The 23,955-nt window shown below is 68.6% G+C and carries 22 protein-coding genes; 12 read left to right on the top strand and 10 right to left on the bottom strand.

The features are described 5' to 3' along the window. Positions 1-73 precede the first annotated feature (73 nt). Positions 74-793 (top strand): glycoside hydrolase, encoded by a 720-nt coding sequence (locus G6N48_RS01230; protein WP_085268980.1) that lies wholly within the window; start codon positions 74-76, stop codon positions 791-793. A gap of 61 nt (positions 794-854) precedes the next feature. On the opposite strand, the gene G6N48_RS01225 is transcribed toward G6N48_RS01230, so the two are convergent. After that, positions 855-1,526, bottom strand: a complete 672-nt coding sequence (locus G6N48_RS01225; RefSeq protein ID WP_139825742.1) for a LuxR C-terminal-related transcriptional regulator — start codon at positions 1,524-1,526, stop codon at positions 855-857. A 121-nt stretch (positions 1,527-1,647) separates the two neighbouring features. Here G6N48_RS01225 and G6N48_RS27625 point away from each other — a divergent pair, with 121 nt between their 5' ends. Continuing rightward, positions 1,648-1,803, top strand: coding sequence for a DUF6131 family protein (locus tag G6N48_RS27625; protein ID WP_169718432.1), 156 nt, complete (start codon positions 1,648-1,650; stop codon positions 1,801-1,803). Between the two features lie 89 nt (positions 1,804-1,892). On the opposite strand, the gene G6N48_RS01220 is transcribed toward G6N48_RS27625, so the two are convergent. Next, a complete protein-coding gene (locus G6N48_RS01220) occupies positions 1,893-2,429 on the bottom strand; it encodes an NUDIX domain-containing protein (RefSeq protein ID WP_085268981.1) in 537 nt (178 codons plus the stop codon). 113 nt (positions 2,430-2,542) lie between these two features. Here G6N48_RS01220 and G6N48_RS01215 point away from each other — a divergent pair, with 113 nt between their 5' ends. Continuing rightward, positions 2,543-4,258, top strand: coding sequence for an NAD-binding protein (locus G6N48_RS01215; protein ID WP_085268982.1), 1,716 nt, complete (start codon positions 2,543-2,545; stop codon positions 4,256-4,258). Between the two features lie 16 nt (positions 4,259-4,274). On the opposite strand, the gene G6N48_RS01210 is transcribed toward G6N48_RS01215, so the two are convergent. After that, on the bottom strand, positions 4,275-5,153 hold the full coding sequence (locus G6N48_RS01210) for an LLM class flavin-dependent oxidoreductase (RefSeq protein ID WP_085268983.1): 879 nt from the start codon (positions 5,151-5,153) through the stop codon (positions 4,275-4,277). Positions 5,154-5,192: 39 nt separating this feature from the next. Between G6N48_RS01210 and G6N48_RS01205 the strand changes: the two genes are divergently transcribed. Then, positions 5,193-5,606, top strand: coding sequence for a VOC family protein (locus G6N48_RS01205; protein ID WP_085269048.1), 414 nt, complete (start codon positions 5,193-5,195; stop codon positions 5,604-5,606). 58 nt (positions 5,607-5,664) lie between these two features. Next, entirely contained in the window at positions 5,665-6,054 is a 390-nt protein-coding gene (locus G6N48_RS01200; protein WP_085268984.1) for a VOC family protein, read from the top strand. A gap of 12 nt (positions 6,055-6,066) precedes the next feature. Here G6N48_RS01200 and G6N48_RS01195 read toward each other — a convergent pair whose 3' ends face one another. Beyond that, a complete protein-coding gene (locus G6N48_RS01195) occupies positions 6,067-6,552 on the bottom strand; it encodes an Rrf2 family transcriptional regulator (RefSeq protein ID WP_085269049.1) in 486 nt (161 codons plus the stop codon). 66 nt (positions 6,553-6,618) lie between these two features. Then, a complete protein-coding gene (locus G6N48_RS01190; protein ID WP_085268985.1) occupies positions 6,619-7,110 on the bottom strand; it encodes a beta-class carbonic anhydrase in 492 nt (163 codons plus the stop codon). A 203-nt stretch (positions 7,111-7,313) separates the two neighbouring features. Between G6N48_RS01190 and G6N48_RS01185 the strand changes: the two genes are divergently transcribed. The 4 genes from G6N48_RS01185 to G6N48_RS01170 all read left to right on the top strand — a co-directional run bounded on the left by G6N48_RS01185 (position 7,314) and on the right by G6N48_RS01170 (position 12,808). Beyond that, complete coding sequence (locus tag G6N48_RS01185; RefSeq protein WP_085268986.1) at positions 7,314-8,291, top strand: ABC transporter permease; 978 nt, start codon at positions 7,314-7,316, stop codon at positions 8,289-8,291. A gap of 47 nt (positions 8,292-8,338) precedes the next feature. Next, a complete protein-coding gene (locus G6N48_RS01180) occupies positions 8,339-9,214 on the top strand; it encodes an ABC transporter permease (RefSeq protein WP_139825749.1) in 876 nt (291 codons plus the stop codon). Continuing rightward, a complete protein-coding gene (locus tag G6N48_RS01175) occupies positions 9,211-11,049 on the top strand; it encodes a dipeptide ABC transporter ATP-binding protein (protein ID WP_085268988.1) in 1,839 nt (612 codons plus the stop codon). Before G6N48_RS01180 ends, G6N48_RS01175 begins: the two co-directional genes overlap by 4 nt. A gap of 157 nt (positions 11,050-11,206) precedes the next feature. Further along, positions 11,207-12,808 carry an ABC transporter family substrate-binding protein gene (locus G6N48_RS01170; RefSeq protein ID WP_372511169.1) on the top strand — a complete coding sequence of 534 codons (1,602 nt, stop codon included), beginning with the start codon at positions 11,207-11,209 and terminating at the stop codon, positions 12,806-12,808. Here the strand turns inward: G6N48_RS01170 and G6N48_RS01165 are convergent. The 3 genes from G6N48_RS01165 to G6N48_RS01155 form a co-directional block, all read right to left on the bottom strand. Beyond that, positions 12,795-14,039, bottom strand: coding sequence for an alpha/beta fold hydrolase (locus G6N48_RS01165; protein WP_085268990.1), 1,245 nt, complete (start codon positions 14,037-14,039; stop codon positions 12,795-12,797). The two genes, G6N48_RS01170 and G6N48_RS01165, sit on opposite strands and share 14 nt — an antisense overlap. Before the next feature lie 82 nt (positions 14,040-14,121). Beyond that, on the bottom strand, positions 14,122-16,755 hold the full coding sequence (locus tag G6N48_RS01160; RefSeq protein ID WP_085268991.1) for an AAA family ATPase: 2,634 nt from the start codon (positions 16,753-16,755) through the stop codon (positions 14,122-14,124). After that, complete coding sequence (locus tag G6N48_RS01155; protein WP_085268992.1) at positions 16,752-17,903, bottom strand: metallophosphoesterase family protein; 1,152 nt, start codon at positions 17,901-17,903, stop codon at positions 16,752-16,754. The genes G6N48_RS01160 and G6N48_RS01155 overlap by 4 nt, the downstream gene beginning before the upstream one ends. Positions 17,904-18,302: 399 nt before the next feature. Here G6N48_RS01155 and G6N48_RS01150 point away from each other — a divergent pair, with 399 nt between their 5' ends. After that, positions 18,303-18,806, top strand: coding sequence for a SixA phosphatase family protein (locus G6N48_RS01150; RefSeq protein WP_139825743.1), 504 nt, complete (start codon positions 18,303-18,305; stop codon positions 18,804-18,806). Positions 18,807-18,808: 2 nt separating this feature from the next. Here the strand turns inward: G6N48_RS01150 and G6N48_RS01145 are convergent, their stop codons facing one another. After that, positions 18,809-19,369 carry a DUF3558 domain-containing protein gene (locus G6N48_RS01145; protein ID WP_085268993.1) on the bottom strand — a complete coding sequence of 187 codons (561 nt, stop codon included), beginning with the start codon at positions 19,367-19,369 and terminating at the stop codon, positions 18,809-18,811. Between the two features lie 8 nt (positions 19,370-19,377). After that, the gene (locus G6N48_RS01140; protein ID WP_085268994.1) at positions 19,378-19,935 is read right to left on the bottom strand and encodes a DUF3558 domain-containing protein; all 558 of its coding nucleotides are present in this window, start codon (positions 19,933-19,935) and stop codon (positions 19,378-19,380) included. Positions 19,936-20,129: 194 nt separating this feature from the next. Here G6N48_RS01140 and G6N48_RS01135 point away from each other — a divergent pair, with 194 nt between their 5' ends. Both G6N48_RS01135 and G6N48_RS01130 read left to right on the top strand, forming a co-directional pair. Continuing rightward, positions 20,130-21,884, top strand: coding sequence for an ABC transporter ATP-binding protein (locus G6N48_RS01135; RefSeq protein ID WP_085268995.1), 1,755 nt, complete (start codon positions 20,130-20,132; stop codon positions 21,882-21,884). Next, the gene (locus G6N48_RS01130; protein ID WP_085268996.1) at positions 21,881-23,788 is read left to right on the top strand and encodes an ABC transporter ATP-binding protein; all 1,908 of its coding nucleotides are present in this window, start codon (positions 21,881-21,883) and stop codon (positions 23,786-23,788) included. The genes G6N48_RS01135 and G6N48_RS01130 overlap by 4 nt, the downstream gene beginning before the upstream one ends. The last annotated feature ends 167 nt before the right edge of the window (positions 23,789-23,955 follow it).

The raw sequence follows: 23,955 nt of genomic DNA, 5'->3' as shown, positions 1-23,955 counted from the left end.
CGCTTTGACGCCCGCGCACCCAGACCCCGCAAAATTTGTAACGCGCGTCACACCCGGGGTTAAGCTGCTGCTCGTGAGCACCAGGGTTTTGGCCAACGGAGCGAGTCGGTGGCTGGCCATCGCGGTGTCGCTGGCCGTCTCCGCCGCCATGGTCTACGCCCAGCAGACCAAGCCCCGCTGCTGTTCTCCCGCGCCCCCGGCGGCGGCCCCCACGAGCGCGGCCGCGGCACCGACGACAGCGGTGGCCTCGGCGCCGGCGGCGCCGGCGCCTATGGGTGCGCCGCACACCGCCAGTCCCGCCGAGGCCGAATCGCTGGCCGCGCTGGCGCCGACCGCGTCCATCACCGCCCAGCAATTCCAGTTCCCGCTGCCCCCCGGCGTCGCGTCCGAAGACCGGTTGCAGGTCAAGACCATCTGGGCGGCCCGCGCAATCAGCGTGCTGTTCCCTCAGATCACCACCATCTACGGCTACCGCCAGGACCCGCTGCCATGGCATCCCAACGGGCTGGCGATCGACGTGATGATCCCCGACCACGCCAGCCCCGAGGGCATTGAGCTCGGCAACCAGATCGCCGGGTACGCCTTGGCGAACGCGAAGCGGTGGGATATCAACCACGTCATCTGGCGGCAGAAGATCTACCCGGGCGTCGGGGCGGGCAGCTGGACCGCCGACTACGGCAACGAAACCCTCAACCACTACGACCACGTGCACATCGCCACCAACGGCGGCGGATACCCTACCGGGCACGAGGTCTACTACATAGCGTCCATGACGCCCGCGCCGTCCGGCTGATCGTCAAAGAGACTGATTAGCAACAGGATTGAGGTGACGGCAGACGCGGCTCGCCGGCTTCTCAGGGGCCGCCACGCCAGTGCTCGATGCGGTGATGGTCCGGGGTGAAACCGTGATTCACCCCCCACAGCACCGCCTGGGTGCGGCTGCCGACGCCAAGCTTGCGGTAGATCGTGCGGATATAGGACTTCACGGTGTTCGGGCTCAGGTACGTCAGCCGTGCCACGTCGGCGTTGCTTTTGCCCTGGGTGATCAGGGCGAGGATCTCCGCCTCACGGTCACTGAGCCCTTCGCCGCGGCCCGGCCAGTCCAGTCCCGGCGCGCTGCGGGCCCGTGCGGCCACCTCGCTGACCACCTCCTCGCCGGAATGGACGGCCTCCAACGCGGCGACCAACTCGCGCGCGGGAAGGGCCTTGGACAAGTAGCCGTCGGCGCCGTGGTGCCGCGCGCTTTCGATCAAGTCGGGGTGAAAGTTCCAGGTGTACACCACGACTCGATGAGCGCGGGGATTGGCGACCAGCACGCTGATCTCTTCGTGGTCGGACTCGGGCTGGGCGAACGAGTCGTATAAGACGATGTCCACTTCGTCGTCGACAGGCATCGTGGAGTCGAGCTCTGCGATCACGACGCGGTCGCGGTACGGGTCGAGCATGTTGGCCACGCCCTTGACGACGATGTCGTAGTCGTCGACGAGTGCGATCGTGATCGGCGCGCGGGACGTCGGAGGCACCATGTCGCGGACATTACCTCCTTAGGGGTGTATTGCTACCCCCCTAAGGGGTGGTCGACTTGACATCGGCGTCGGGTCAACCGACCCGCTCGTCATCCGCCAATCACCCCACGGAGGGCGCACCATGATCATCCTCGGCATCGCTTTGCTGATTGCGGGCTTCCTGCTCAAGATATCCATCCTGTGGACCATCGGGATCATCCTCGTCGTCATCGGCGCGATCCTGGCGGTCCTGGGCAGCACCGGGCGCGCCGTCGGCGGCCGCCGGCACTATTTCTGAGAAAGAACTCGCCTTCTGACAGAACTTGCCGCCGGCTCTGCGCCGCATCGGGTTTCGGCGCAGAGCCGCGGTGGTCAAGTGACACGACATCACGGCCGCCGCAAGAGAAACATGCCATAGGCGGCGATGGACTGCGCGTCGGTCATCACTCCCGATCGCATCATCTCCTCGACCTCCTCGCGCGAGAACCAGGAGCTGCGCAGGTCCTGCTCCTCGTGCTCGAGCTCCGATTCGCCCTCGATGATCCCGGTGGCCAAAAACACCCACCCGCGCTGGCTGGTCATTCCCGCCGCGACGTCGAGCCGGCCGAGCAATTCCAGCGATTCCGCGCGCAGACCCGTCTCCTCGCGCAACTCGCGCGCGGCCAGCTCGGTGGGATCGTGGTCCGCCAAACCCGGAGCGGTGCCCTGCGGGAACTCCCAGCGCCGAACGCCCAGCGGATAGCGGAACTGCTCGACCAACCGGAAGCGGCGCCCGTCGTAGGGCAGGACCAGCGCGTACGTCGGCTTGTCGACGACGCTGTAGATCCCCAGGCTCCCGTCGGGACGCCGGATGTCGTCTTCGCGCAGGACCATCCAGCTGTTCCGATAGATCTCGCGCGAGGCGACGCGTTCGATGAAAGGCACGCCGCCCAGTATCGCGTCCCGGGCCGACTGGCGCTTTTCGCTGGCAGGAACCGCCGCGGTGTCTGATAGTCGTAGGGGTCAATGGACGCCAGCGTCAGCGAGAGCAGGTAGATATGCAGCGCCACATCATCGTCAGCGGCGACGACTCGCTGGCGAAGACCATCGTCGAGGAACTGAACAACGCCGGCGTGCACGTCGTCAAGCTGGAAACCGCCGCCGGACTGACCAACGCCGGCATCGCCGACGCCCACGCGGTGATCTGCGCCGGCGACGACGACGCGACGAACCTCGAAATCGCCTTGCTCGCAAGGAAAGCCAACCCCGAAGTCCGGGTGGTCGGGCGGCTGGCCAATGACGTGCTGCGCACCGCGATGGCGGCCGACCGGCGACCGGGCGCGATCCTCGACGTCGCCGACCTCACGGCCCCGTCGGTCGTCGAGGCATGCCTGGCGCACACCGCGCACCCGTTCGAGGCCGCGGGCATCAAGTTCGTCGTCTCCGGCGCGGAGGCGCCGCGGGACGCGACGCTGCGCGAGATCTATGGCGATCTGGCGCCCGTGGCCGTGATCCACGGCGAGAACTCGGACACCCCCGGCGTGGTGGTGTCGTGCCCCGGGCGCGACCTGCCCGTCCGCGCCGGCGACTGGACCGCGATGATCGGCACCGTCGACGAGCTGGCCGAGCGCGGCATCAACGTGCCGCGGCCGAACGTCACACGCTCCCGCGGACCCTGGCTGCGGCGCGTCATCGACACCGCCAGGGCCCTGCGCGACGACGTCAACCCGATGTTCATTCGAGCTCTGGGCGCCGCGGCGTGCCTGCTGATCGGGTCGACGGTCATCCTGCGTTTCAGCTATCAGCCGCATCCGAGGATGACGTGGCTGGACGCACTGTATTTCAGCACCGAGACGATCGCGACCGTGGGCTACGGCGACTTCAGCTTCCTGCACCAGCCCACGTGGCTGCGGCTGTTCAGCATCATGCTGATGTTCGCCGGTGTCACCACCACCGCGCTCCTGGTCGCGTTCATCGCCGACCTGCTGTTGTCGCGGCGCTTCGCCCACTCGGCCGGACGGCGCCGCGCGCGCCATCTGCGCAACCACGTCATCGTCGTCGGGCTGGGTTCCTTCGGCAGCCGGGTGGTCGCCGACCTGACCGCGGCGGGATACGACGTCGCGGTCGTCGAGCGCGACGAGAACAACCGCTTCCTGTCGTCGGCGGCCGACCTCGACGTGCCGGTGATCTTCGGGGACGCGACGCTGCGCCAGACGCTCGTGGCGGCGGGTGTCGGCAGAGCCCGCGCGGTGGCGGTGCTCACCCAGGACGACATGGTCAACATCGAGACGGGCATCGTGCTGCGCGAGATGTTGGGCCCCCGGGTGATGCCCGACGTCGTGCGGCCGGACGTGCCCCTCGTGCTGCGCGTCTACGACCGCGAGCTGGGGGCCGCGGTGGCGCAGCGGTTCGGTTTCGAGAATGTCCGGTCCACCGTCGAACTGGCCGCACCGTGGTTCATCGGCGCCGCGATGGGCCTGCAGGTGCTGGGCACCTTCTCGGTCGGGCAGCGCTCGTTCATGGTCGGCGGCATGCACGTGGCGCCCGGCAGCGAACTCGACGGGCTCAAGATGTTCGAGCTCTCGACCCAGACCCGCGTCATCGCGATCACCCGCCATGACGCGCCCGTCGAGCTGCACCCGCGCCGCGACGCCTGGCTCCGCGGCGGCGACACCGTCTACCTCGTCGGCCCCTATCGCGAGTTGCTGGCGACCCTGCGCAAGGGACAACCTCCGCAGCAGCCGGCAGCGGGCGAAGAGCTCGCGACGGCCTGACCGGCCTGAAGCCCGCTCAAAGCCGGGCAGCCACGTCGGCGGCGCGCCGGAGCTGGTCGATGTCCGAACTCGTCGGGATCAGCTGCACCTCGTCCGTGCCGATCGCTTCGAACCGCCGCAGCACCGCCAGCAAGTCGTCTTCGTCGCCGGCCCAACCCGTCGTCGGGGCCATGGCGTCGACGTACTCGGCCGGGATCCAGTTCATGTAGCGACGCAGGTGCCGGTGCACCTGCGCGCGGGAGCGCTCGGGTGGCCCGAACGCGAACCAGAACGACGTCACCAGGTGCGGCCGGGGCTTGCCGGCCTGCGCCCAGGCCTCTCGTGCCACGTCGAACAGCTCGTTCTGCTTGGCCACGTCGAGGTCCAACGTTGTGCCGGCCAGCCCGTCGGCCCAGGCAGAAGCGCTGCGGACCGTTTTCGGCCCGATGCTGCCCACCAGCAGCGGCGGACCGCCGGGCTGCACCGGCGCCGGCCCGACCGGCAGCGTCGAATCGGTGATCTTCTCGCCGGCCCAGACCCGCTTCATCACCGCCACCCGTTCGGCCATGCCACGCATCGTCTGTGTCCGCAGGTCGGCACCCACCGCGTGATAGTCCTCCTGCCTGCCGCCAACGCCGACTCCGACGGTCAGACGCCCGCCACTGAGCATGTCGCCGCTGGCCAGGCCCTTTGCCAGCATCACCGGGTCGTGCAGTTGCGGGACGATCACGGTGGTCACCAGCCGCACCCGACGGGTCCACGCGGCAAGCGCACCGAGCAACGTCAGGTTGTCGGGGTTGTCGAAGGCGATGCGCTCGCCCCAGCACAGAGAGGAAAAGGGGGCCTCGTCGATCGCGCGGGCCCAGTCTTCCAGCACGGTCGCGTCCAGGTCCGGTTCCATCACCGGCATCGTCATGGCTATCTGCACAGACGCGATTCTGGCAGCATGGCTCCGATGGGCTTTACCAGCATGTCGATCGCGCACGTCCGGCTGACCGTCACCGATATCGAGCGGTCCCGGCGCTTCTACGAGAGCGTCTTCGGTTGGCCGGTGTTGCTCGAAGTTCCCGATAACGCCGACGAGGCGACTCGCGACCAGCTGAAGTTCCTGTTCGGCGGCGTCATCTATGACCTGGGCGGCACGCTTCTCGGGCTGCGGCCGGTGGCGGCGGACCGTTTCGACGAGAATCGTGTGGGCCTCGACCACATCGCGTTCCGGCTCGGCAGCAGGGACGAGCTAGATTCCGCCGCAGCGCATCTCGACGAGGTCGGCGTGGCCCGCGAGCCCGTCAAGGACATCGGGCCGTCATACATCCTCGAGTTTCGCGACCCCGACAACATCGCCCTGGAATTCACGGCGCCGAAGTAGCCCTCCGTTTTCCGGCGCATTGTCGCGTGGCGCCACCGGTGGTTGACTGAAAAGGATCATGACCGTCAGCTTCAACCACACCATCGTCGCCTCGCGCGACAAACACGAATCCGCGGAATTCCTCGCCGAGCTGTTCGGCTTGCCGAGCCCAAAGCCGTTCGGCCACTTCATGGTCGTCGAGCTCGCCCACGGTGCGAGCCTTGACTACTCGGACGTCGCCGAGGGCAGTGACATTGCCCGGCAGCATTACGCTTTCCTGGTCTCCGAGCAGGAGTTCGACACCATCTACGGCAAGATCTCCTCGCGCGGCCTGCAGCACTGGGCCGACCCGGGCGCCACGCGTCCCGCCGAGATCAACCACAACGACGGCGGCCGCGGGGTGTATTTTCTGGATCCCTCCGGGCACGCGATGGAGATCCTCACCCGGCCCTACGGATCGGGCGGGTAAGGGCTTCCGGGGTCAGTCGTCGCCACGCCGCGAGCCGTGCCGCGTGCTCTCCTGCTTGCGGTAGTCGTCGGCGAGTCGCGCGACGTGCTCGGGCAGGGCACCGGCGGCGACGTCGGCGAGGGTGGTCTCCTCCAGCACCGACCGCATGCTGGCCCGCAGCGCCCGCCACACGTCGGTGAGCGACGCGGTGGGCCCGGAGTACGGCAGATCGCCCAGCCCGATGTCGCGGACACTGGCCAACGGTCCGTCGATGCATCGCAGCACGTCGGCGATGCTGATCTCGCTGCCCGGACGGGCCAGTTCGTAGCCGCCCTCGCGCCCGCGATGGCTGCGCACCAGTCGATCGGTGCGCAGGTTGGTCAGGATGTCGACGAGAAATTGCGGCGGTATGCCCTGGGCCTGCGCCAAGTCATCGGTTTTCACCAGCGTGCCACTGCCGGCCGTGGCGAGCTGAACCATCGCCCGGACCGCGTACTCCGCCTTAGCTGACATGCGCACGGTGAGGATTGTGCCACCCACCTCGGGCAATCGGTCGCACCCTGCGACGACGCGGCCAGGGTGGCGCTAAAGCGTGACCTCCGACAACTTGCCGGTCGCGACGTCGAAGACGAACCCGCGCAGGGACGCGTGCTTGGTCACGAACGGGCTGCCCTCGATGCGGCGCATCGACTGCCGGACGTCTTCGGCAAGGTCCCCGAAGGCCTCGGCCGCCCACGGCGGCTTGAGACCGGTCTCCTCCTGGATGGCGCGCTTGAAGTCGTCGTCGGTGAAGGTGAGCATCCCGCAGTCGGTGTGATGGATGAGGATGATCTCCTGTGTCCCCAGCAGCCGCTGGCTGATGGCCAGCGAACGGATGGTGTCGTCGGTGACGACTCCCCCGGCGTTGCGGATGACGTGGGCTTCTCCCTCGTGGATTCCCAGGATGCGGTAGACGTCGAGCCGCGCGTCCATGCACGCCACCACCGCGACGTGTTTGCTCGGCGGCAGCGGGAGCGGGCCCGTGAAGGTGCTCGCGTAGGTGTCGTTGTTGGCCAGGTAGTCGTCGGTAACCGTCATCCAGGCCTCCGGGGAACATCGCGGCGGGGTTTGCCACGCGGGTCAATGTCGCGGTGGATCTTAACGTTTGCCCGGCCGCGTTTCACCCATGGGAATCAAGCGGATCGAAACCACGGTCGGCGCCGCGCCGGCCCCATTGGGCGCGACGCCGTTCAGCACGCTCGTTAACCTGTCCCAATGCGACACGGGCGGGGCGACGGGTCATGATCCGCTTCCTGGCGCGCAGGTTGATCAACTACATCGTGCTGCTGGCGCTGGCGTCGTTTCTGACCTACTGCCTGACGTCGTTCGCCTTCTCGCCGTTGGACAGCCTGTTGCAACGCAGCCCGCGGCCGCCGCAGGCCGTGATCGACGCCAAAGCCCACGCGCTCGGTCTGGACATGCCGATCCCGCTGCGCTACGTGCACTGGGCCTCGCACGCCCTGCGTGGCGACTTCGGCACCACCATTACCGGCCAGCCCGTCGGCGCCACCCTCGGGCGCCGCGTCGGCGTCACGCTGCGACTGTTGGTGGTCGGTTCGGTGGTGGGCACGGTGCTGGGCGTCGTGGCCGGGGCGTGGGGCGCCATCCGCCAGTACCGGCTGAGCGACCGCGTTGTGACCATGGTGGCGCTGGTCGTGCTCAGCACGCCGTCGTTCGTCGTCGCCAACCTGCTCATCCTCGGTGCGTTGCGCGTGAATTGGGGCCTGGACATGCACCTCTTCGACTACACCGGGGAGACGTCACCGGGCGTGGGCGGCGGTGCCTGGCCGGTGCTGCTCGACCGCCTGCGGCACCTGGTGCTGCCTTCGCTGACCTTGGCGCTGATCGCCGCCGCGGGATACAGCCGCTACCAGCGCAACGCGATGCTCGACGTCCTCGGACAGGACTTCATCCGCACGGCCCGCGCCAAGGGGCTGACCCGCCGCCGCGCGCTGCTCAAGCACGGACTGCGCACCGCACTCATCCCACTGGCGACGCTGTTCGCTTACGGGGTGGCCGGACTGGTCACCGGCGCGGTATTCGTGGAGAAGATCTTCGGCTGGCACGGCATGGGCGAATGGCTGGTGCAGGGCATCGCGACCCAGGACACCAACATCATCGCGGCGATCACGCTGTTCTCCGGCGCCGTGGTGTTGCTGGCAGGTCTGCTCTCCGACGTCTTCTACGCGGCGCTCGACCCCAGGGTCAGGGTGTCATGACCTCCGAGGCCCGAATCGACGGCGCCCACGGCGTTTCCGGTTCGCAGGTGGCGGCTTTCACCTCGCGTCGCACCCTGGTGTTGCGCAGGTTCGCGCGCAACCGGTCGGCCGTGGTGTCGCTGACCTTGCTGGTGCTGCTGTTCGTCGGCTGTTACACGCTGCCCTCGGTGCTGCCTTACTCCTACGACGACCTCGACTTCGACGCGCTGCTGCAGCCACCGAACGGCCGCCACTGGCTCGGCACCAACGCGCTGGGCCAAGACCTGCTGGCGCAGATCGTGCGGGGAATGCAGAAGTCGATGTTGATCGGCGTCTGTGTCGCGGTGATCTCCACCGGCATCGCCGCCACAGTCGGGTCGATATCGGGGTACTTCGGCGGCTGGCGCGACAGGGCGCTGATGTGGGTGGTCGACCTGCTCCTCGTGGTGCCCAGCTTCATCCTGATCGCGATCGTCACACCGCGAACCAAGAACTCGGCCAGCATCCTGCTGCTGGTGCTGCTGCTGGCCGGCTTCGGCTGGATGGTCAGCTCGCGCATGGTGCGCGGCATGACCATGAGCCTGCGCGAGCGCGAATTCATTCGCGCCGCAAGGTATATGGGTGTGTCCAGTCGCCGGATCATCCTTGGGCACGTGGTGCCCAACGTGGCGTCCATCCTGATCATCGACGCCGCGCTCAACGTCGCGTCGGCCATCCTGGCCGAGACCGGGCTCAGCTTCCTCGGTTTCGGGGTCCAACCGCCCGACGTGTCGCTGGGCACCCTGATCGCCAACGGCACCCAGTCGGCGACCACCTTCCCCTGGGTGTTCCTGTTCCCCGCGGGCGTCCTGGTGTTGATCTTGGTGTGCGCCAACCTGACCGGTGACGGCCTGCGCGACGCGCTGGACCCCGGCAGCCAGACGCTGCGCGGCGGCGTGGGATGAGCCCGCTGCTCGAGGTCAGCGACCTGTCCGTCGTCTTCCCCACCGACGGCCAACCCGTGCGAGCGGTGCGTGGCATCAGCTACAGCATCGAACCCGGCGAGGTCGTAGCCATGGTCGGCGAATCCGGTTCGGGCAAGTCGGTTTCGGCGATGGCGGTGGTGGGTCTGCTCCCGGAGTACGCTCGCACCCGAGGGTCGGTCCGGTTGCAGGAGACCGAGGTGCTCGGACTCGCCGACGACGCCTTGTCACGGTTTCGCGGCAAGACGGTCGGGATGGTGTTCCAGGATCCGATGTCCGCCCTGACCCCCGTCTACACCGTCGGCGACCAGATCGCCGAGGCGATCGAGGTCCACCAGCCCAGGGTCGGCAAGAAGGCAGCCCGCGGGCGCGCCGTGGAGCTGCTCGAGCTGGTCGGCATCGCGCAACCGCGGCGACGGGCCCGCGCGTTCCCGCACGAACTGTCCGGCGGCGAACGGCAGCGGGTGGTCATCGCCATCGCGATCGCCAACGACCCCGACCTGCTGATCTGCGACGAGCCCACCACCGCGCTCGATGTCACCGTGCAGGCGCAGATCCTGGACGTGCTCAAGACCGCGCGTGAGGTCACCGGAGCCGGGGTGCTGATCATCACCCATGACCTCGGGGTGGTGGCCGAGTTCGCCGACCGGGCGCTGGTGATGTACGCGGGGCGCGTCGTCGAGTCCGCCTCGGTCGCCGACCTCTACCGCGACCGCCGGATGCCCTACACGGTGGGATTGCTGGGTTCGGTTCCGCGGCTGGATGCCGCTCAGGGCACCCGGCTGGTGCCCATACCCGGTGCGCCGCCCTCGCTCTCGGCGCTGGAGCCGGGCTGCCCTTTCGCGCCACGCTGCCCGCTGGCGATCCCCGAGTGCCGCGCCGACGAGCCCGAGTTGCTGCCGGTGGGGCTCGATCACCACGCCGCCTGCATCCGCACCGACGAGGTCGACGGGCGCAGCGCCGCAGACATCTACGGCGTCAGCACGGCGGGGAGCCCCACACATCCCGGCAAGTCGCCGATCGTCTTGCGGGTGCAAGATCTGGTCAAGACCTACTCGCTGGTCAAGGGTGTGGTGCTGCGTCGCACCGTCGGCGAGGTCCGTGCGGTGGACGGCGTCAGTTTCGAGTTGCGGCAGGGCCGCACCCTGGCCATCGTTGGCGAATCCGGCTCGGGCAAGTCGACCATTTTGCACGAAATCCTGGAACTCGCGCGTCCGCAGTCGGGATACATCGAAGTGCTGGGCAACGATGCCGCCACGCTCGGCCCGCCGCGGCGGCGAGCGCTGCGCCGCGACATCCAGGTCGTGTTCCAGGACCCGGTGGCTTCTCTGGATCCGCGCCTGCCCGTCTTCGAGTTGCTCGCCGAGCCGTTGCGGGCCAACCAATTCAGCAAGAACGACACCAATGCGCGAGTCGCCGAGCTGCTCGATATCGTGGGACTGCGCCGCGCGGACGCGACGCGCTACCCCGCCGAGTTCTCCGGCGGGCAAAAGCAGCGCATCGGCATCGCGCGGGCGCTGGCCCTGCAACCGAAGATCCTGGCGCTCGACGAACCGGTGTCCGCCCTCGACGTCTCCATTCAGGCGGGCATCATCAACCTGCTGCTCGACCTGCAGGACGAGTTCAGCCTGTCGTATCTCTTTGTCTCACATGACCTCTCGGTCGTCAAACATCTGGCGCACGACGTGGTCGTGATGCATGCCGGCGTCATCGTGGAGCAGGGCGACAGCCTGCAGGTCTTCGACGATCCGCAGCACGACTACACGCGGCGGCTGCTGGCCGCGGTGCCGCAGCCGGATCCGAGCCGACGTGTCTGACCGGGGCGGGCGAGCCGGCGCGGCATGGGCTGCGTTGACGGCGTCATTCCGAGCGAAATGCAGGCAGTGGACACCGACTCACCGACAGCGCCGCCGCGGCCGGACGACGTCCGCGATCTTCGTTGCGGCACTTGCGGTATCCGGATGTTCACCGGCGATCGACCTCACACCGCCGGGCGGCCACGCGGCCAAGGTCGGAACGACCAGCGACATCAACCCGCAAGATCCCGCCACACTGCAAGACGGGGGCGGTCTGCGCCTGGCGCTCAGCGACTTTCCCCCCAACTTCAACATTTTGCACATCGACGGCAACTCCGCCGAAGTCGCCGCGATGATGAAGGCCACCATGCCGCGGGCGTTCGTGATCGGGCCGGACGGCTCCACGACGGTCGACACCGACTACTTCACCAACATCGAACTCACGGGCACCGCGCCGCAAGTCATCACCTACACCATCAATCCCAAAGCGATGTGGTCCGACGGCACACCGGTCACCTGGGAGGACATCGCCAGCCAGATCCACGCGACCAGCGGCGCCGACAAGACCTTCGAGATTGCCGGGCCGAACGGCGCCGACCGGGTCGCGTCGGTCACCCGGGGGGCCGACGACAGGCAGGCCGTGGTCACCTTCGCCAAGCCCTACGCCGAGTGGCGAGGCATGTTCGCCGGCAACGGCATGCTGCTGCCCCGCAGCATGACGGCCACGCCCGAGGTGTTCAACAAAGGCCAGCTCGAGGGACCCGGCCCGTCGGCGGGCCCCTTCATCGTCTCGTCGCTGGACCGGACCACACAGCGAATCACGTTGAGCCGCAACCCGAAATGGTGGGGTGAACGGCCGCGCCTGGACACCATCACCTACCTGGTTCTCGACGACGCGGCGCGATTGCCGGCGCTGCAGAACAATACGATCGACGCGGTCGGCGTAGGCACCGTCGACCAGCTGACCATCGCACGGCGCACCAAGGGCATCTCGATCCGCAGCGCCCCCGCGCCGAGCTGGTCTCACTTCACGTTCAACGGTGCCGCCGGTTCCATCTTGTCCGACAGGGCGTTACGCGTGGCCGTCTCGAAGGGCATCGACCGGCAGACCATCGCCAAGGTTGTCCAGTACGGCCTCACCGGTGATCCGGTGGCGTTGGGCAATCACATCTACGTAGCCGGACAGAAGGGGTATCAGGACAACAGCGCCATCGTCCCCTACGACCCGGCCGGGGCGGGGCGCGAGCTCGACGCGCTGGGCTGGAAGATGAACGGCCAGTTCCGAGAGAAAAACGGCCGCCCCCTGGTGATCCGCGACCTGTTCTACGACGCGCAGGGCAGCCGACAGTTCGCGCAGATCGCCCAGCACAGCCTGGCGCGGATCGGCGTCAAGCTCGAACTCGTCGCCAGGTCCGGCAATGGCTTCTTCACCAACTACATCAACGTCGGCGCATTCGACATTGCGCAATTCGGTTGGCAGGGAGACGCTTTCCCGCTCTCGGCGTTGACCCAGATCTACAAGTCGGACGGCGAAAGCAACTTCGGCAAGATCGGCAGCCCGCAGATCGACGCCGGAATCGAACGCACCCTCGAAGAACTCGACCCCGCCAAGGCGCGGGAGTTGGCCAACGATCTCGACAAGCTGATCTGGGCGGAGGGCTTCAGCCTACCCCTGACCCAGTCCCCCGGCGACGTCGCGGTGCGCAGCACCCTGGCCAACTTCGGCGCGGCCGGGCTGGCCGACCTGAACTATGCGGCGATCGGGTTCATGCGAAACTGATCCGGCGCCGCAACAGCGCCGGAACCGGGAGGGCGCCCTCGGCGACGGCGGCCAGCTCGACCGCCTTCCACAACAACCGCACCTCCGGGCGTGCCGGCAGCGCATCGAGCTTCGGCGCCTGCGCGGCAAGCCCGTTGAGCTCGCCGCGCACCACCGCGCCGGCGATCGTCAGGGCAGCCGGTTCGCGAAAATCCAGCGCGCTGTGGGCCATCGTCGGCAGCGTGATCAGCGCCGCATTGGGAATCAGTGCCGCAACACGCCGGGCCACCGCGGGCGGGGTGATCAGGTCGCGGCCTCCCGAGATCACCACGGTGGGCCAGTCGAACCGCGGCAGCTCGGCCACCAGGTCGTACGGCTCGTCCTCGAAAGCGGCGGTCTGCGTGCGGGTCTCGCGCTCAGCCACGGCGGGATCGAGCGGCAGGCCGTCGGGCTCCGGAGCGTAGTCCAGTTCGCGGAAAGCGATGCGGCTCACCAGGTCTTCCTCGTACCGGTACGGCAACTGACCCAGGTGGACGAAGCGGGATATCGCGCCCCACAGCAGTTTGCGCCCGTCCAGCAGCAGGTCGAGCTGCCGATCGAGCAACGCGGCGCCGCCGTATCCGTAGACCGTCGCGACGACCTGTGTCGCCGCCGCGTTCATCACGCCGGCATCGACCAGCCTGCGCATTTTGGGGGCCAGGGCCGCGGTTTCGGAACTGCCGCCTTTGAGCAGGAGCCGGCGGATCGCCTGCCGCACGATCACGATGTCGTGCCGCGACAGCAGCGGCGAATCGAGGATCATCGCGTGCACCCGGCCGGGATGGCGCACGCCGACCCCGGCGGCGATGTACGTCCCGTACGAGGTGCCGTAGAGGACGGCCGAATCCACGTGCGCGTCGTCGAGAACCGCGGCCACGTCGTCGACGACCTGGTTCACGGTCATCGCCTGCGGGGGCAGGTCGGCGCCCGAGTCGCGGTGACGCGACATCCCCACGCCTCGGTGCTCGATCATGATGACGTCGAGCCCGGCCGCGGCGGCTCGCCGCCGCAAGCCCCTATACATCCGCACCGACGCCACGCCCGGCCCGCCGGGGATGATGACCAGCGGATGGGGGGATTTACGACCCGCGCGCACGTAGTAAAGGTCGAACTTCTCGGCGCTGCCCGGCGATATCGGCCGCCGTACCGCGCGCACGCCGGGCAGTTTCGTCAGCCTTTCCTGCATGCGGCGCCGCTTCGCGTTCATGGTCATCGAGGTCGGCCCGCCATGGTTCCATTCTGCCGAGACCGCCGACAATCACCAGCGCAGCGCTTCGGCGGGGCGCCGGCGCTGCTCAGCAGGTGTTCAGGTCGATACGGTGCGCGCCCTTGACGGCGTCGTACCGGTCGGGGCTGCACGTCAGCACGATCACCTGCCCGTGGGCGCCGACGGTGTCGAAAAGCTCGCCCATCCTCACCAGCCGGTCCGGGTCGGTGAAACCCAGCGCGTCGTCGACCACTACGGGCACGGTGTCCTCCTTGGCCACCAGGGCCGCGCCCGCGAGCCTCGCCAGGATGCCGAGTTGCTCTTTGGCCCCGCCCGACAGCGAGTCGTAGGGCACGGTGACCCCCTCCAGGGTCCGACTCCGGATGCACAGGTCGCTGTCGACGTCGACCTCGAAAGTCGGCCCGAAGACCGGGCGGCCCAGCCGCTGCAGTTCGGAACGGTAGGGCTCGACGTAACGCAGCCTGGTGGCGTCGCGGTGGCGCGCCATGACCGTACGCAGCAGCTGCGCGGCCCGCGCCCGGCCCCCGACCCGCGCGTGCCGGCTGGTGGCCTGCTCGAGTTCCGATGTCGCGGCATCGAGCTTGCCCTGGCGGCCCTCACCGCCGATGACCGACAGCTCGATCGCGATGCGCCGCAACGCGCCGGCGGCTTCTTCGTAGCGGTCGCGGAGGGATTCCGCGGCTTGTTCCGCCGCGGCGAGTTCTGCCGCCACCGCGTCGGGTTCCGCCGCCTCCAGTTCGGCGGCCAGCTCGGCCCGCCGTTGTTCCGCGTCCTGCGATGCACGCGATGCGTTCTGCGCCGCCACCGCGAGGTCCTCGTCAGTGGCCGATGCCCGCTCCCGGGCGAGCCGGCCGGTGGCCGCGGCCAGTTCGGTTCGTTGAGCCTGCAACGTGTTCTGCGCGACCGTGGCCCGGGTAGCCGATTCCGTGAGCAGCGCGGCGGCGGAGACCGCCGCGCAACGCCGGGCCTCGCACTCGTCGTCGGCGGTCAAGCGACTCGCCTCGGCCGCCGAGAGCTCGGTCTGGGCGGCCGCAAGGTCCATCCCGACCACGTAGGGCCCATCGGGTTGGTCGGCGCGCAACTGCGCCAGGCGCATCCGCATCTGATCAGCCGATTCATCCCCGCACAGTCCAGCCAGTGTCGCGCCGAGTTGGTCACGAGCGGCCTGCAACTCGCGGCGCCGCTGATCGGCGACCCGCGCGGCTTCGAGGTCGGCCACTGCGCCGGCCGCCAGGGCACTGATCAGATCCTCTTGTGCCGCGGCATATTTCGCGCGGACATCGAGCGTACTGGCGCCGGGGACCACCCGCGCCGTCAAGACACCGGCGACCTCGACGGCGGTCGGGCCGGTGGCGGTGATCGACCAGCTCTGGCCCGCCGGGAGCGTCACCTTCTGGTCGCCGGAGGCAATCTCGAGGTCCGCGACGGCGGTGAATTCGACTGCCGCCGAGATCAGCGACAACTGTGCACCGATGCGGTCGACGGCGGCCGCCGCGTCCTCGATCCGCCGCAGTATCTCCTCGGTGACGGTGACGGCGGTGAGCTCGGCACAGACCCGACCGCGCTCGCGCCGTAGCGCCTCGATCTTGTCCAGTCGGGCGCCCAACCGGTCGGCTTCGTGGCGGTTGGTGAGCTGTTCGACGGCGCGCCGGGCGGAATCGGTGCGACGTTGCAGACCGCTGAGGACCGTGGCCGCCTGTTCGATTTCGGCGTTGCGGGCCGCGGCCTCCGCGCCCGCCGCCGCGTGCGCGTCGGCGGCGGCCCGCGCTTCAACCTCGGCCGCTGTGACAGCCGCTGTGCGGGAGTCGATTTCGGCCAGCAGCCGCAAGCGCCCCGCGTGGGCGGCGGCCGCGGTGGCACTGGTCGCGGCCGCGGCGGTGGCGACCAGCTGGGCCTCGCGCGCCTGGGCGGCGAGTTCGGCGACCCTGCCCGCGGCCGCCTGCGCGGCCGCCAGGCGCGGCCCGGCAGTGATCCGCTGCTGCGAGAGTTCGGCCACCTGCTCGGTGAGGGCGGCATGGCGGCTCACCCGCTCGTCGACCTCGGCCACCGCCGCCGCATGTTCCTCCACCGCGGCCGCGGCGTCCTTCAGCCCGGAGATCGCCTCACCCCATTCGCCGGTGGGACGGCCGGTCGGGGTGAAATACCGGGCGTACTCGGCGTCGATCCGTTCGATCAGCAACGGCTCGGCGCCGGACAGCGCCGCGTCGGCGCCCGAATGCTCGGCCGCAACATCCAAAGCGCGCGAAAGCGCATCGCACTCCGACAGATTCACCGCCGAAGTCGACGCGGCCTGCAGCACCCGCTGGGCATGCCACAGATCGTTGTCCACCGTCTCGGCCAGCATCGCCCTGACCCGCTCGTGCGCCTCGTCGCCGGTCAGCTGCTCGCGGCGCGGGGTCAGCACCGTCAGCTCGGTTTCGCATTTTTTGTGGAACCGCTTGCGGTACACGAAACGATAAGAGCCACAACTGATCTCCGCTCCCACCTCGGAGCCGACATCGCAGTCGGTGGGTTTTACCTGCTTGACTTCCTTCTTCGTCGAGCGGTCCCTGGATTCCAGCAGGAGGTCAAGGGCCTCGATCATCGACGACTTGCCGACCTCGTTGGCGCCCGAGACCACCACGACACCGCGGTCGGGGAACTCGATCTCGCGGTGTTTGATGCCACGATAATTGGTCAGCGTCAACCGGTGCAGCTTCACGCGGCCCCCCGGTCGGTGAGGCGCAGCAACAGTCCCAGGGCGGCTTGCGCGTCGGCGGCGGACGCGGAGTCGCCCTCGCGGGCGGTCGCGACCAGCTCCTCGACGGCCGATGCGGCGAATCCGCCGATTCCGAGGTCGTTGAACTCGCCATCGGCGGGGACCACCGTCAGGTCGGTATGGCGCTCCCACAGCCCCAGCCAGGCGAACAGCCGCGAGTACCTGTCCAGGCATGCGTCCAGCGCGGCGCGGTCGGTAACCGTCATCGAACCGGTCAGCGCCAACCGCACCACGGTCCGATCCTTCTCGGTCATCAGGTCCAGGTTCATGTCGAGATCGGCGATGTCGCGGCTGGTGTCCACCTGGCCGCGCAGCGTGACGAACCGCCAGTTCCCCACGCGCCGCGGGACCACGGAAACGGGGCGCCGCGAGTCGCCCTCGTCGATGTCGACGATCAGGACATGCCCCGGGTTGGATTCCACGTCGTCGTAGTTGGTGACCTCCGGTGAACCCGGATACCACATGCGGCCGCTGCCGCCGACCTCGGTGAGCGAGTGTTTGTCGCCCAATGCCACGTAGTGGATCGCGCCGCGGGCCAATGCGGCGTCGACGCCGGCGAGCCGGATCAGTGAGGGCTTGGCGCGATCGGGGTCGAGCACGTCGACGCCGCCGTGGGCGACCAGCACCCGGGTTGCCGGTGCCGGTGACAGCCCCTCGAGGACTTCGGTGACCATGTCGGTGGTGGGGACCTTGGACCGCCACGGCACGGCGACTATCTCCACCCCGGGCCGGACCTGATGAACGCCGGGCCGGTCGAGCACCACGACGTTCTCGGGCCGTTCCGCGAGAAAGAGCGCGCTGGTGTACACCGATGACGCGTCCAGCGGATCGTGGTTGCCGGGAAGCAGGTAGACCGGAATCCCGATGGCGCGCATGGCTTCCAGGGACTGCCCCACCACCTGCGGGGACAACTGGTTGTGTTCGAAGACGTCACCGGCCACCACCACGAACTCGGCGCCCACCTCGTCCGCCAGCCTCCCCAGACCGGCCACCGCGTCGCGGCGGGCCGCCGAATACCGGGGCTGTGCGTCACCGGCGAGGAAGTGCCGGGTCATGCCCAGCTGCCAGTCGGCGGTGTGCAGGAATCGCATCCCGTCGGCCCCCTTCGTTGCGTGACTGTCAATGCACCGCGAGCTTAAGTCGGCACACCGACAAGACGCGGGACGTGCACCGGCAAGCCTGCGTGCACAATTCGAGACGCCCGTGACCGGGGCGAGCGGTCGGACCGCGCCGGCGAGACCGCGACCTCACCAGCCAGTGCGGTAGCCGCTCGGCGCGGCGGCCGTCCGCGACAGGCCGGCAACGCCCCGGACGGCCCGCGGCCCCGGCAATGACATCTGCGCACCGAAACAGTTTGCAAAGCAGCAACTCCCGCTGCGGCGACGGCGTCCGTCGCACCCCGAGCACCGGCACGTCACCGATGGACGTCGAGACGCCGACGACCCCGAGTGGTGGCAGTGCACGCACCACATTGATTAGCGTTACCGTCCGTGAACGATCAGCGCACTCTGCTGTTGATGCGGCATGCGAAATCCGACTACCCGGCCGGCGTCGCCGACCACGACCGGCCGCTCGCGCCGCGCGGGGTCCGAGAGGCCGGGCTGGCCGGGGACTGGCTGCGGGCGAACGCACCGGCCATCGACGAGGTGCTGTGCTCGACCGCGGTGCGGACCCGCCAGACCCTGGCGCAGACGCGTATCGATGCCCCCGTGCGCTACCTCGACCGGCTTTACGACGCGAGCCCCGGGACGGTGATCGACGAAATCACCGAGGTCGACGACACCGTGAATACGCTGCTCGTCGTGGGTCACGAGCCGACGACGTCTGCGGTGGCGCTCGGCCTGGCCGGTGACGACGGAACCGACACCGATGCCGTGGAACGCATATCGGCAAAGTTTCCGACGTCGGCGATCGCGGTGCTCACCGTGCCGTGCCCGTGGAAAGGCCTGGAACTCGGCCGCGCCGCCCTGATCGGCTTCCACGTCCTGCGCTGAGGTCAGGAGTTGGTGGCCAGCGTCAGCTCCATCAGCTTGACGGCCTGCCCGCAGGCGTCGATGCCCGGCGCCTGGGGATTGACCCACCAGCCGACCACTCCGGCGGCGTCGCTGGCCACCCCGCAGGCGCCGTTCGCGTCGTCGGTGTGCATCACGATCGACTCGATGCCCTGAATGGCCCGGTTCTCGATCTTGTACTTCAAGAACTCGGCGACCTTGCGCTCGTTGCCCAGGCTGCCCTGCTCGAACCAGAACCGGGTGATGTCGATCAGACCGGCCGGGTTGGCGGCCTGCCACCGGCAGATGGCGCCGACGAAGGTGCTCTGGATGTCCAGCGGGTCGGCACCGACGGTCTTGGCCAGGATGTCGCTGGTCAAGACCTCACATTCCTTGAGCAGGTTGGGGTACTGCTGCTGCGAATTGTTGTTGCGCGGAACGTTGCCGCCGGCCTTGGTGGCCGTCCCGCCGACCGACCTCGAACAACCCGTCAACAGCACCAGCGCGGCGATCGCGACGATCGCAAAGGCGCGGACGTAGGTCCTGCCGCGCCGACCCGGACACATCCAATGATTCATTTCGAGTTCGCAATCGACTGACGGGCCAGCTCTTTGGCGATGTCGCACGGCGGCGGGAACGGTTTCTGGCTGAAGCTGATCGACCACTCGATGAAGTCATCCTGGAACTGGATGCCCACCTCACAAAGGGAGTCGCCCAGGTTGGGCTCGTTTCCCACGGCGATGAAACCGCCGTGGCCGTCGATGTTGATGTCGTCGACGCTTGCGCGCGACAACTCCTCGGTCTTGCGTTCACGCCCGATCGGGCTGCCGCGATACCAGGAGAAGGAGAAGTGGGGGCCCAAGATGCCACCGCCCGCAAGCCACTGGCAACCGACCGAGTTCCGCGCCGTGTTGATCAGCCCGGTGACCTTGGTCAGTTCGGTCACGGTCTGATCGCTGATGCCCCCGCACTGTGGGAACATCGGCCCGTGGCGGCCCTCCCCGTTTTCGGGCGCCGACGACGCGGTCGCCCCCGGCTTGTTTCCCCCGGAATCCGAACAGGCCGCGACCGCCGGCATCGCTATCGTCAAGGCTGACGCGACGAGAGCCAGCGTCCTGAGGTCACGGCGCACGGCTTCCCGCTCTTGTCTGCTCTTCGTCGGCCTGCTGCTGGTCCACACGATGCACTGTAGCGGCAGCCCCGCGGGTCAACCACCGACGCACCGTCTGATCAGGCGTTTCGACCCGGCGGGCCCCGCGGGCGGTTGCGGAAGCCACCACGCGGTGGCTGACGGGCGCGCGCCACGCCGTGTGCGACAGTTACCCAATGCTCCTGGCACTGCTGCGCCAGTACATCCGGCCGTACCGCCGGCTGGTGGCGGTGCTGATGACGCTGCAGTCGATCAGCACCCTGGCGTCGCTGTATCTGCCGACGGTCAACGCCACGATCATCGACGACGGCGTCGCCAAGGGTGACACCGCGACCATCGTCCGGCTCGGGCTGGTGATGCTCTCGGTGACCGCCTTGCAGGGCCTGTGCGCGGTCGGGGCGGTCTACTTCGGGTCGCGAACGGGGATGGGATTCGGGCGCGACCTGCGTGGGGCGGTGTTCGATCACGTCACCGGGTTCTCCGAGCAAGAGACCGACCGCTTCGGCGCCCCCACCCTGTTGACGCGCAGCACCAACGACGTCCGGCAGATCCAGTACCTGGTCCAGATCACGGGGACCGTGCTGGTGACCGCGCCGATCATGTGCGTCGGCGGGATCTTCATGGCCATCCATCAGGAGGCCGCGCTGACCTGGCTGCTGCTGGTCAGCGTTCCGGTCATGGGCATCGCGAATTACTGGGTCATGTCGCACATGCTGCCGCTGCTGCGCCGAATGCAGGGCCTGATCGACGGCATCAATCGGGTTATGCGCGACCAACTTTCCGGTGTTCGGGTGGTACGGGCGTTCGGCCGCGAAGACTTCGAACGTGACCGCTTCGCCCGCGCGAACCGCGCGCTGTCGACGACCGCGCTCACCGTGGGCAACTGGCAGGCGGTCATGCTGCCGGTGACCACGCTGACGATCAACGTCTCCAGCGTCGCGCTGATCTGGTTCGGCGGGCTGCGCATCGACCGCGGTCAGATGCAGGTCGGCTCGCTCACCGCGTTCCTGGCGTACTTCACGCAGATCCTGATGGCGGTGCTGATGGCGACGATGACCCTGGTGGTGCTGCCGCGCGCCGCGGTGTGCGCCGAACGCATCACCGAGGTGCTGTCGACCCGTGCCGCGGTCGAGAACCCGCAGAACCCGAAGTACCCCGAAGGTGGGATCACCGGCGTGGTGCGGGTTGACGGCGCCACGTTCACCTATCCGGGAGCCGATCGCCCAGTGCTGCAAGATGTCTCGCTGACGGCTGTGCCCGGCACCACCACCGCCGTCGTCGGCAGCACCGGGTCGGGGAAGTCGACGCTGGTGTCGCTGATCTGCAGGCTCTACGACGTCGCCGCGGGCGCGGTGCTCGTGGACGACGTCGACGTCCGCGACTACCACACCGAGCGCCTCTGGTCGGCGATCGGGCTCGTCCCCCAGCGCGGCTACCTGTTCTCCGGGACCGTCGCGGACAACCTGCGCTACGGCGCGACGCCGCAACGACCGGTCACCGAGGAACAGATGTGGGACGCACTGCGATTGGCCGACGCCGAGGGGTTCGTCCGCGCGCACCCGGACGGGCTGCACATGCGCGTCGCCCAAGGCGGCATCAACTTGTCCGGCGGCCAACGGCAGCGCCTGGCGATCGCGAGGGCCGTCATCCGTCGGCCGGCCATCTACCTGTTCGATGACGCCTTCGCCGCGCTCGACGTCCACACCGAAGCGCGGGTGCGCGCGTCGCTGCGCGAGGCGTCCGCCGACGCCACGGTCATCCTTGTCACCCAACGGATTTCGACCGCGGCGCGCGCCGACCAGGTGATCGTCGTCGACCACGGGCGCGTGGTGGGTGCGGGCAGCCACGAATCGCTGCTGGCCGACTGCGCAACCTACGCGGAATTTGCGGACTCACAGTCGGTGGGCGCGGAGGTCGGGGGCATTCCATGACCTCGGCGAACCAGAAACCCCGCGCGGACGCGGTCCCGGCGGCGCGGTCCCCCGATTTCTGGGCTCCGGCAACCCGGCTGGTGAGACTGTTGGCGCCGCAACGGGGGCCGACCATCGCGGTGCTGATGATGGGGGTCACCGGCACGGCGATCGGCGTCATCGTGCCGCGCATCCTCGGCCACGCCACCGACCTGTTGTTCAACGGCGTCATCGGGCGACGGCTACCGGCCGGCATCACCAAGGCCCAGGCCGTCGCCGCGGCCCGCGCCCGCGGCGACCGGGCGTTCGCCGACCTGCTCTCGGGGATGAACGTGGTGCCGGGCAAGGGCGTCGACTTCGGCGCGGTGGCGCGGACGCTGACGCTGGCGCTGGCGCTGTACCTGGTTTCCGCCCTGCTCATCTGGGCGCAGGCGCGGCTGCTCAACGTCACCGTGCAACGCACCATGGTCGCGTTGCGCGGCGACGTCGAGGACAAGATCCACCGGCTGCCGCTGTCGTACTTCGACGGGCGTCAACGCGGCGAGGTGCTGAGCCGGGTCACCAACGACATCGACAACGTCCAGTCCTCGGTGTCGATGACGATCAGCCAGCTGCTGACCTCGATCCTGACCGTGGCGGCGGTACTGGCGATGATGCTGTCCATCTCACCGGTGTTGACCCTGATCGCCCTCCTCACCGTGCCGATGTCGCTGCTGGCGACGCGGGCGATCGCGCGGCGCTCGCAGCGCCTGTTCGCGGCCCAGTGGACCAGCGTCGGGCGTCTCAACGCCCATATCGAGGAGACCTACAGCGGATTCACGGTCGTCAGGACGTTCGGTCACCGGGCCGCCGCGCGTGAACAGTTCCGCAGACTCAACGACGACGTGTACCAGGCCAGCTTCGGCGCGCAGTTCGTCTCGGGCCTGGTGGCGCCGGCGACGGCGTTCATCGGCAACCTCGGCTACGTCGCGGTCGCCGTGCTGGGCGGCCTGCAGATCGCGACCGGGCAGATCACCCTGGGCAACATCCAGGCGTTCATTCAATACGTGCGGCAATTCAATTCGCCGCTGAGCCAGGTCGCGGGGATGTACAACAGCCTGCAGTCCGGGGTGGCCAGCGCCGAGCGGGTCTTCAACCTGCTCGACGAGCCCGAGGAGTCGCCGAACCCGGCGGCGGCGTTGCCGGTGCCCGACGCCCGCGGGCAGGCCGGCGGCCGCGTCGAGTTCCGGAACGTGAGCTTCGGCTACCGTCCCGGAGCTCCGGTGATCCACGACCTTTCGATGGTGGCCGAGCCGGGCAGCACGGTGGCGATCGTGGGGGCCACGGGAGCCGGCAAGACCACCCTGGTGAACCTGCTGATGCGGTTCTACGACGTCGGCGCCGGCCAGATCCTGATCGACGGGGTTGACATCGCCACGGTGAGCAGGCATTCGCTGCGGTCACGCATCGGCATGGTGTTACAGGACACCTGGTTGTTCGACGGGACGATCGCGCAGAACATCGCCTACGGGCGCCCGGAGGCCCGGGAGGACGAGGTGACCGAGGCGGCCAGGGCCGCTTACGTCGACCAGTTCGTGCACACGCTGCCCGGCGGCTACCAGACGCGAGTAAGCGGCGACGGCGGCAGCATCAGCGCCGGCGAGAAGCAGTTGATCACCATCGCCCGCGCGTTCCTGGCCCGCCCGCAGCTGCTGATCCTGGACGAGGCGACCAGCGCGGTCGATACACGCACCGAGGCGCTGGTGCGGCGCGCCACGCGCGAGCTTCGTCAGGACAGAACGAGTTTCATTATCGCCCACAGGCTTTCGACCATCCGCGACGCCGACCGCATTCTCGTCGTCGAGGCGGGGCGGATCGTCGAACAAGGCAGCCACGTCGAGTTACTGGCCAGGCGGGGCGCCTATTACGCGATGACGAGGGCCTGACCTCGAACGTCAGGCTCCGACACGCTCGACGAATGTCGCGGGTTATCGTGCGACCGACCGGGCGGAGGCTTACCGTCATGGTTGCTGGATGCGGGCTTGCCCCGACCGGCCCGCCCGGGAATCGCCGGCCTGGCCGGCGCCCCCAGGGCGTTTTGGGAGGATCGGAG

The organism is Mycobacterium parmense, from assembly GCF_010730575.1.
In the GTDB taxonomy this organism is placed as follows: domain Bacteria; phylum Actinomycetota; class Actinomycetes; order Mycobacteriales; family Mycobacteriaceae; genus Mycobacterium; species Mycobacterium parmense.
This window is presented reverse-complemented; position numbering and strand designations above follow the sequence as displayed.

What these genes read in the sequence shown, in the direction of transcription:
- G6N48_RS01175 (WP_085268988.1), top strand. Translation starts at nt 9,211, where the DNA reads ATGAGCCCGCTGCTCGAGGTCAGCGACCTGTCCGTCGTCTTCCCCACC.
- G6N48_RS27625 (WP_169718432.1), top strand. Translation starts at nt 1,648, where the DNA reads ATGATCATCCTCGGCATCGCTTTGCTGATTGCGGGCTTCCTGCTCAAG.
- G6N48_RS01145 (WP_085268993.1), bottom strand. Translation starts at nt 19,369, where the DNA reads ATGTGTCCGGGTCGGCGCGGCAGGACCTACGTCCGCGCCTTTGCGATC.
- G6N48_RS01200 (WP_085268984.1), top strand. Translation starts at nt 5,665, where the DNA reads ATGACCGTCAGCTTCAACCACACCATCGTCGCCTCGCGCGACAAACAC.
- G6N48_RS01215 (WP_085268982.1), top strand. Translation starts at nt 2,543, where the DNA reads ATGCAGCGCCACATCATCGTCAGCGGCGACGACTCGCTGGCGAAGACC.
- G6N48_RS01185 (WP_085268986.1), top strand. Translation starts at nt 7,314, where the DNA reads ATGATCCGCTTCCTGGCGCGCAGGTTGATCAACTACATCGTGCTGCTG.
- G6N48_RS01205 (WP_085269048.1), top strand. Translation starts at nt 5,193, where the DNA reads ATGGGCTTTACCAGCATGTCGATCGCGCACGTCCGGCTGACCGTCACC.
- G6N48_RS01155 (WP_085268992.1), bottom strand. Translation starts at nt 17,903, where the DNA reads ATGCGATTCCTGCACACCGCCGACTGGCAGCTGGGCATGACCCGGCAC.
- G6N48_RS01210 (WP_085268983.1), bottom strand. Translation starts at nt 5,153, where the DNA reads ATGACGATGCCGGTGATGGAACCGGACCTGGACGCGACCGTGCTGGAA.
- G6N48_RS01165 (WP_085268990.1), bottom strand. Translation starts at nt 14,039, where the DNA reads ATGACCATGAACGCGAAGCGGCGCCGCATGCAGGAAAGGCTGACGAAA.
- G6N48_RS01135 (WP_085268995.1), top strand. Translation starts at nt 20,130, where the DNA reads ATGCTCCTGGCACTGCTGCGCCAGTACATCCGGCCGTACCGCCGGCTG.
- G6N48_RS01130 (WP_085268996.1), top strand. Translation starts at nt 21,881, where the DNA reads ATGACCTCGGCGAACCAGAAACCCCGCGCGGACGCGGTCCCGGCGGCG.
- G6N48_RS01190 (WP_085268985.1), bottom strand. Translation starts at nt 7,110, where the DNA reads ATGACGGTTACCGACGACTACCTGGCCAACAACGACACCTACGCGAGC.
- G6N48_RS01225 (WP_139825742.1), bottom strand. Translation starts at nt 1,526, where the DNA reads ATGGTGCCTCCGACGTCCCGCGCGCCGATCACGATCGCACTCGTCGAC.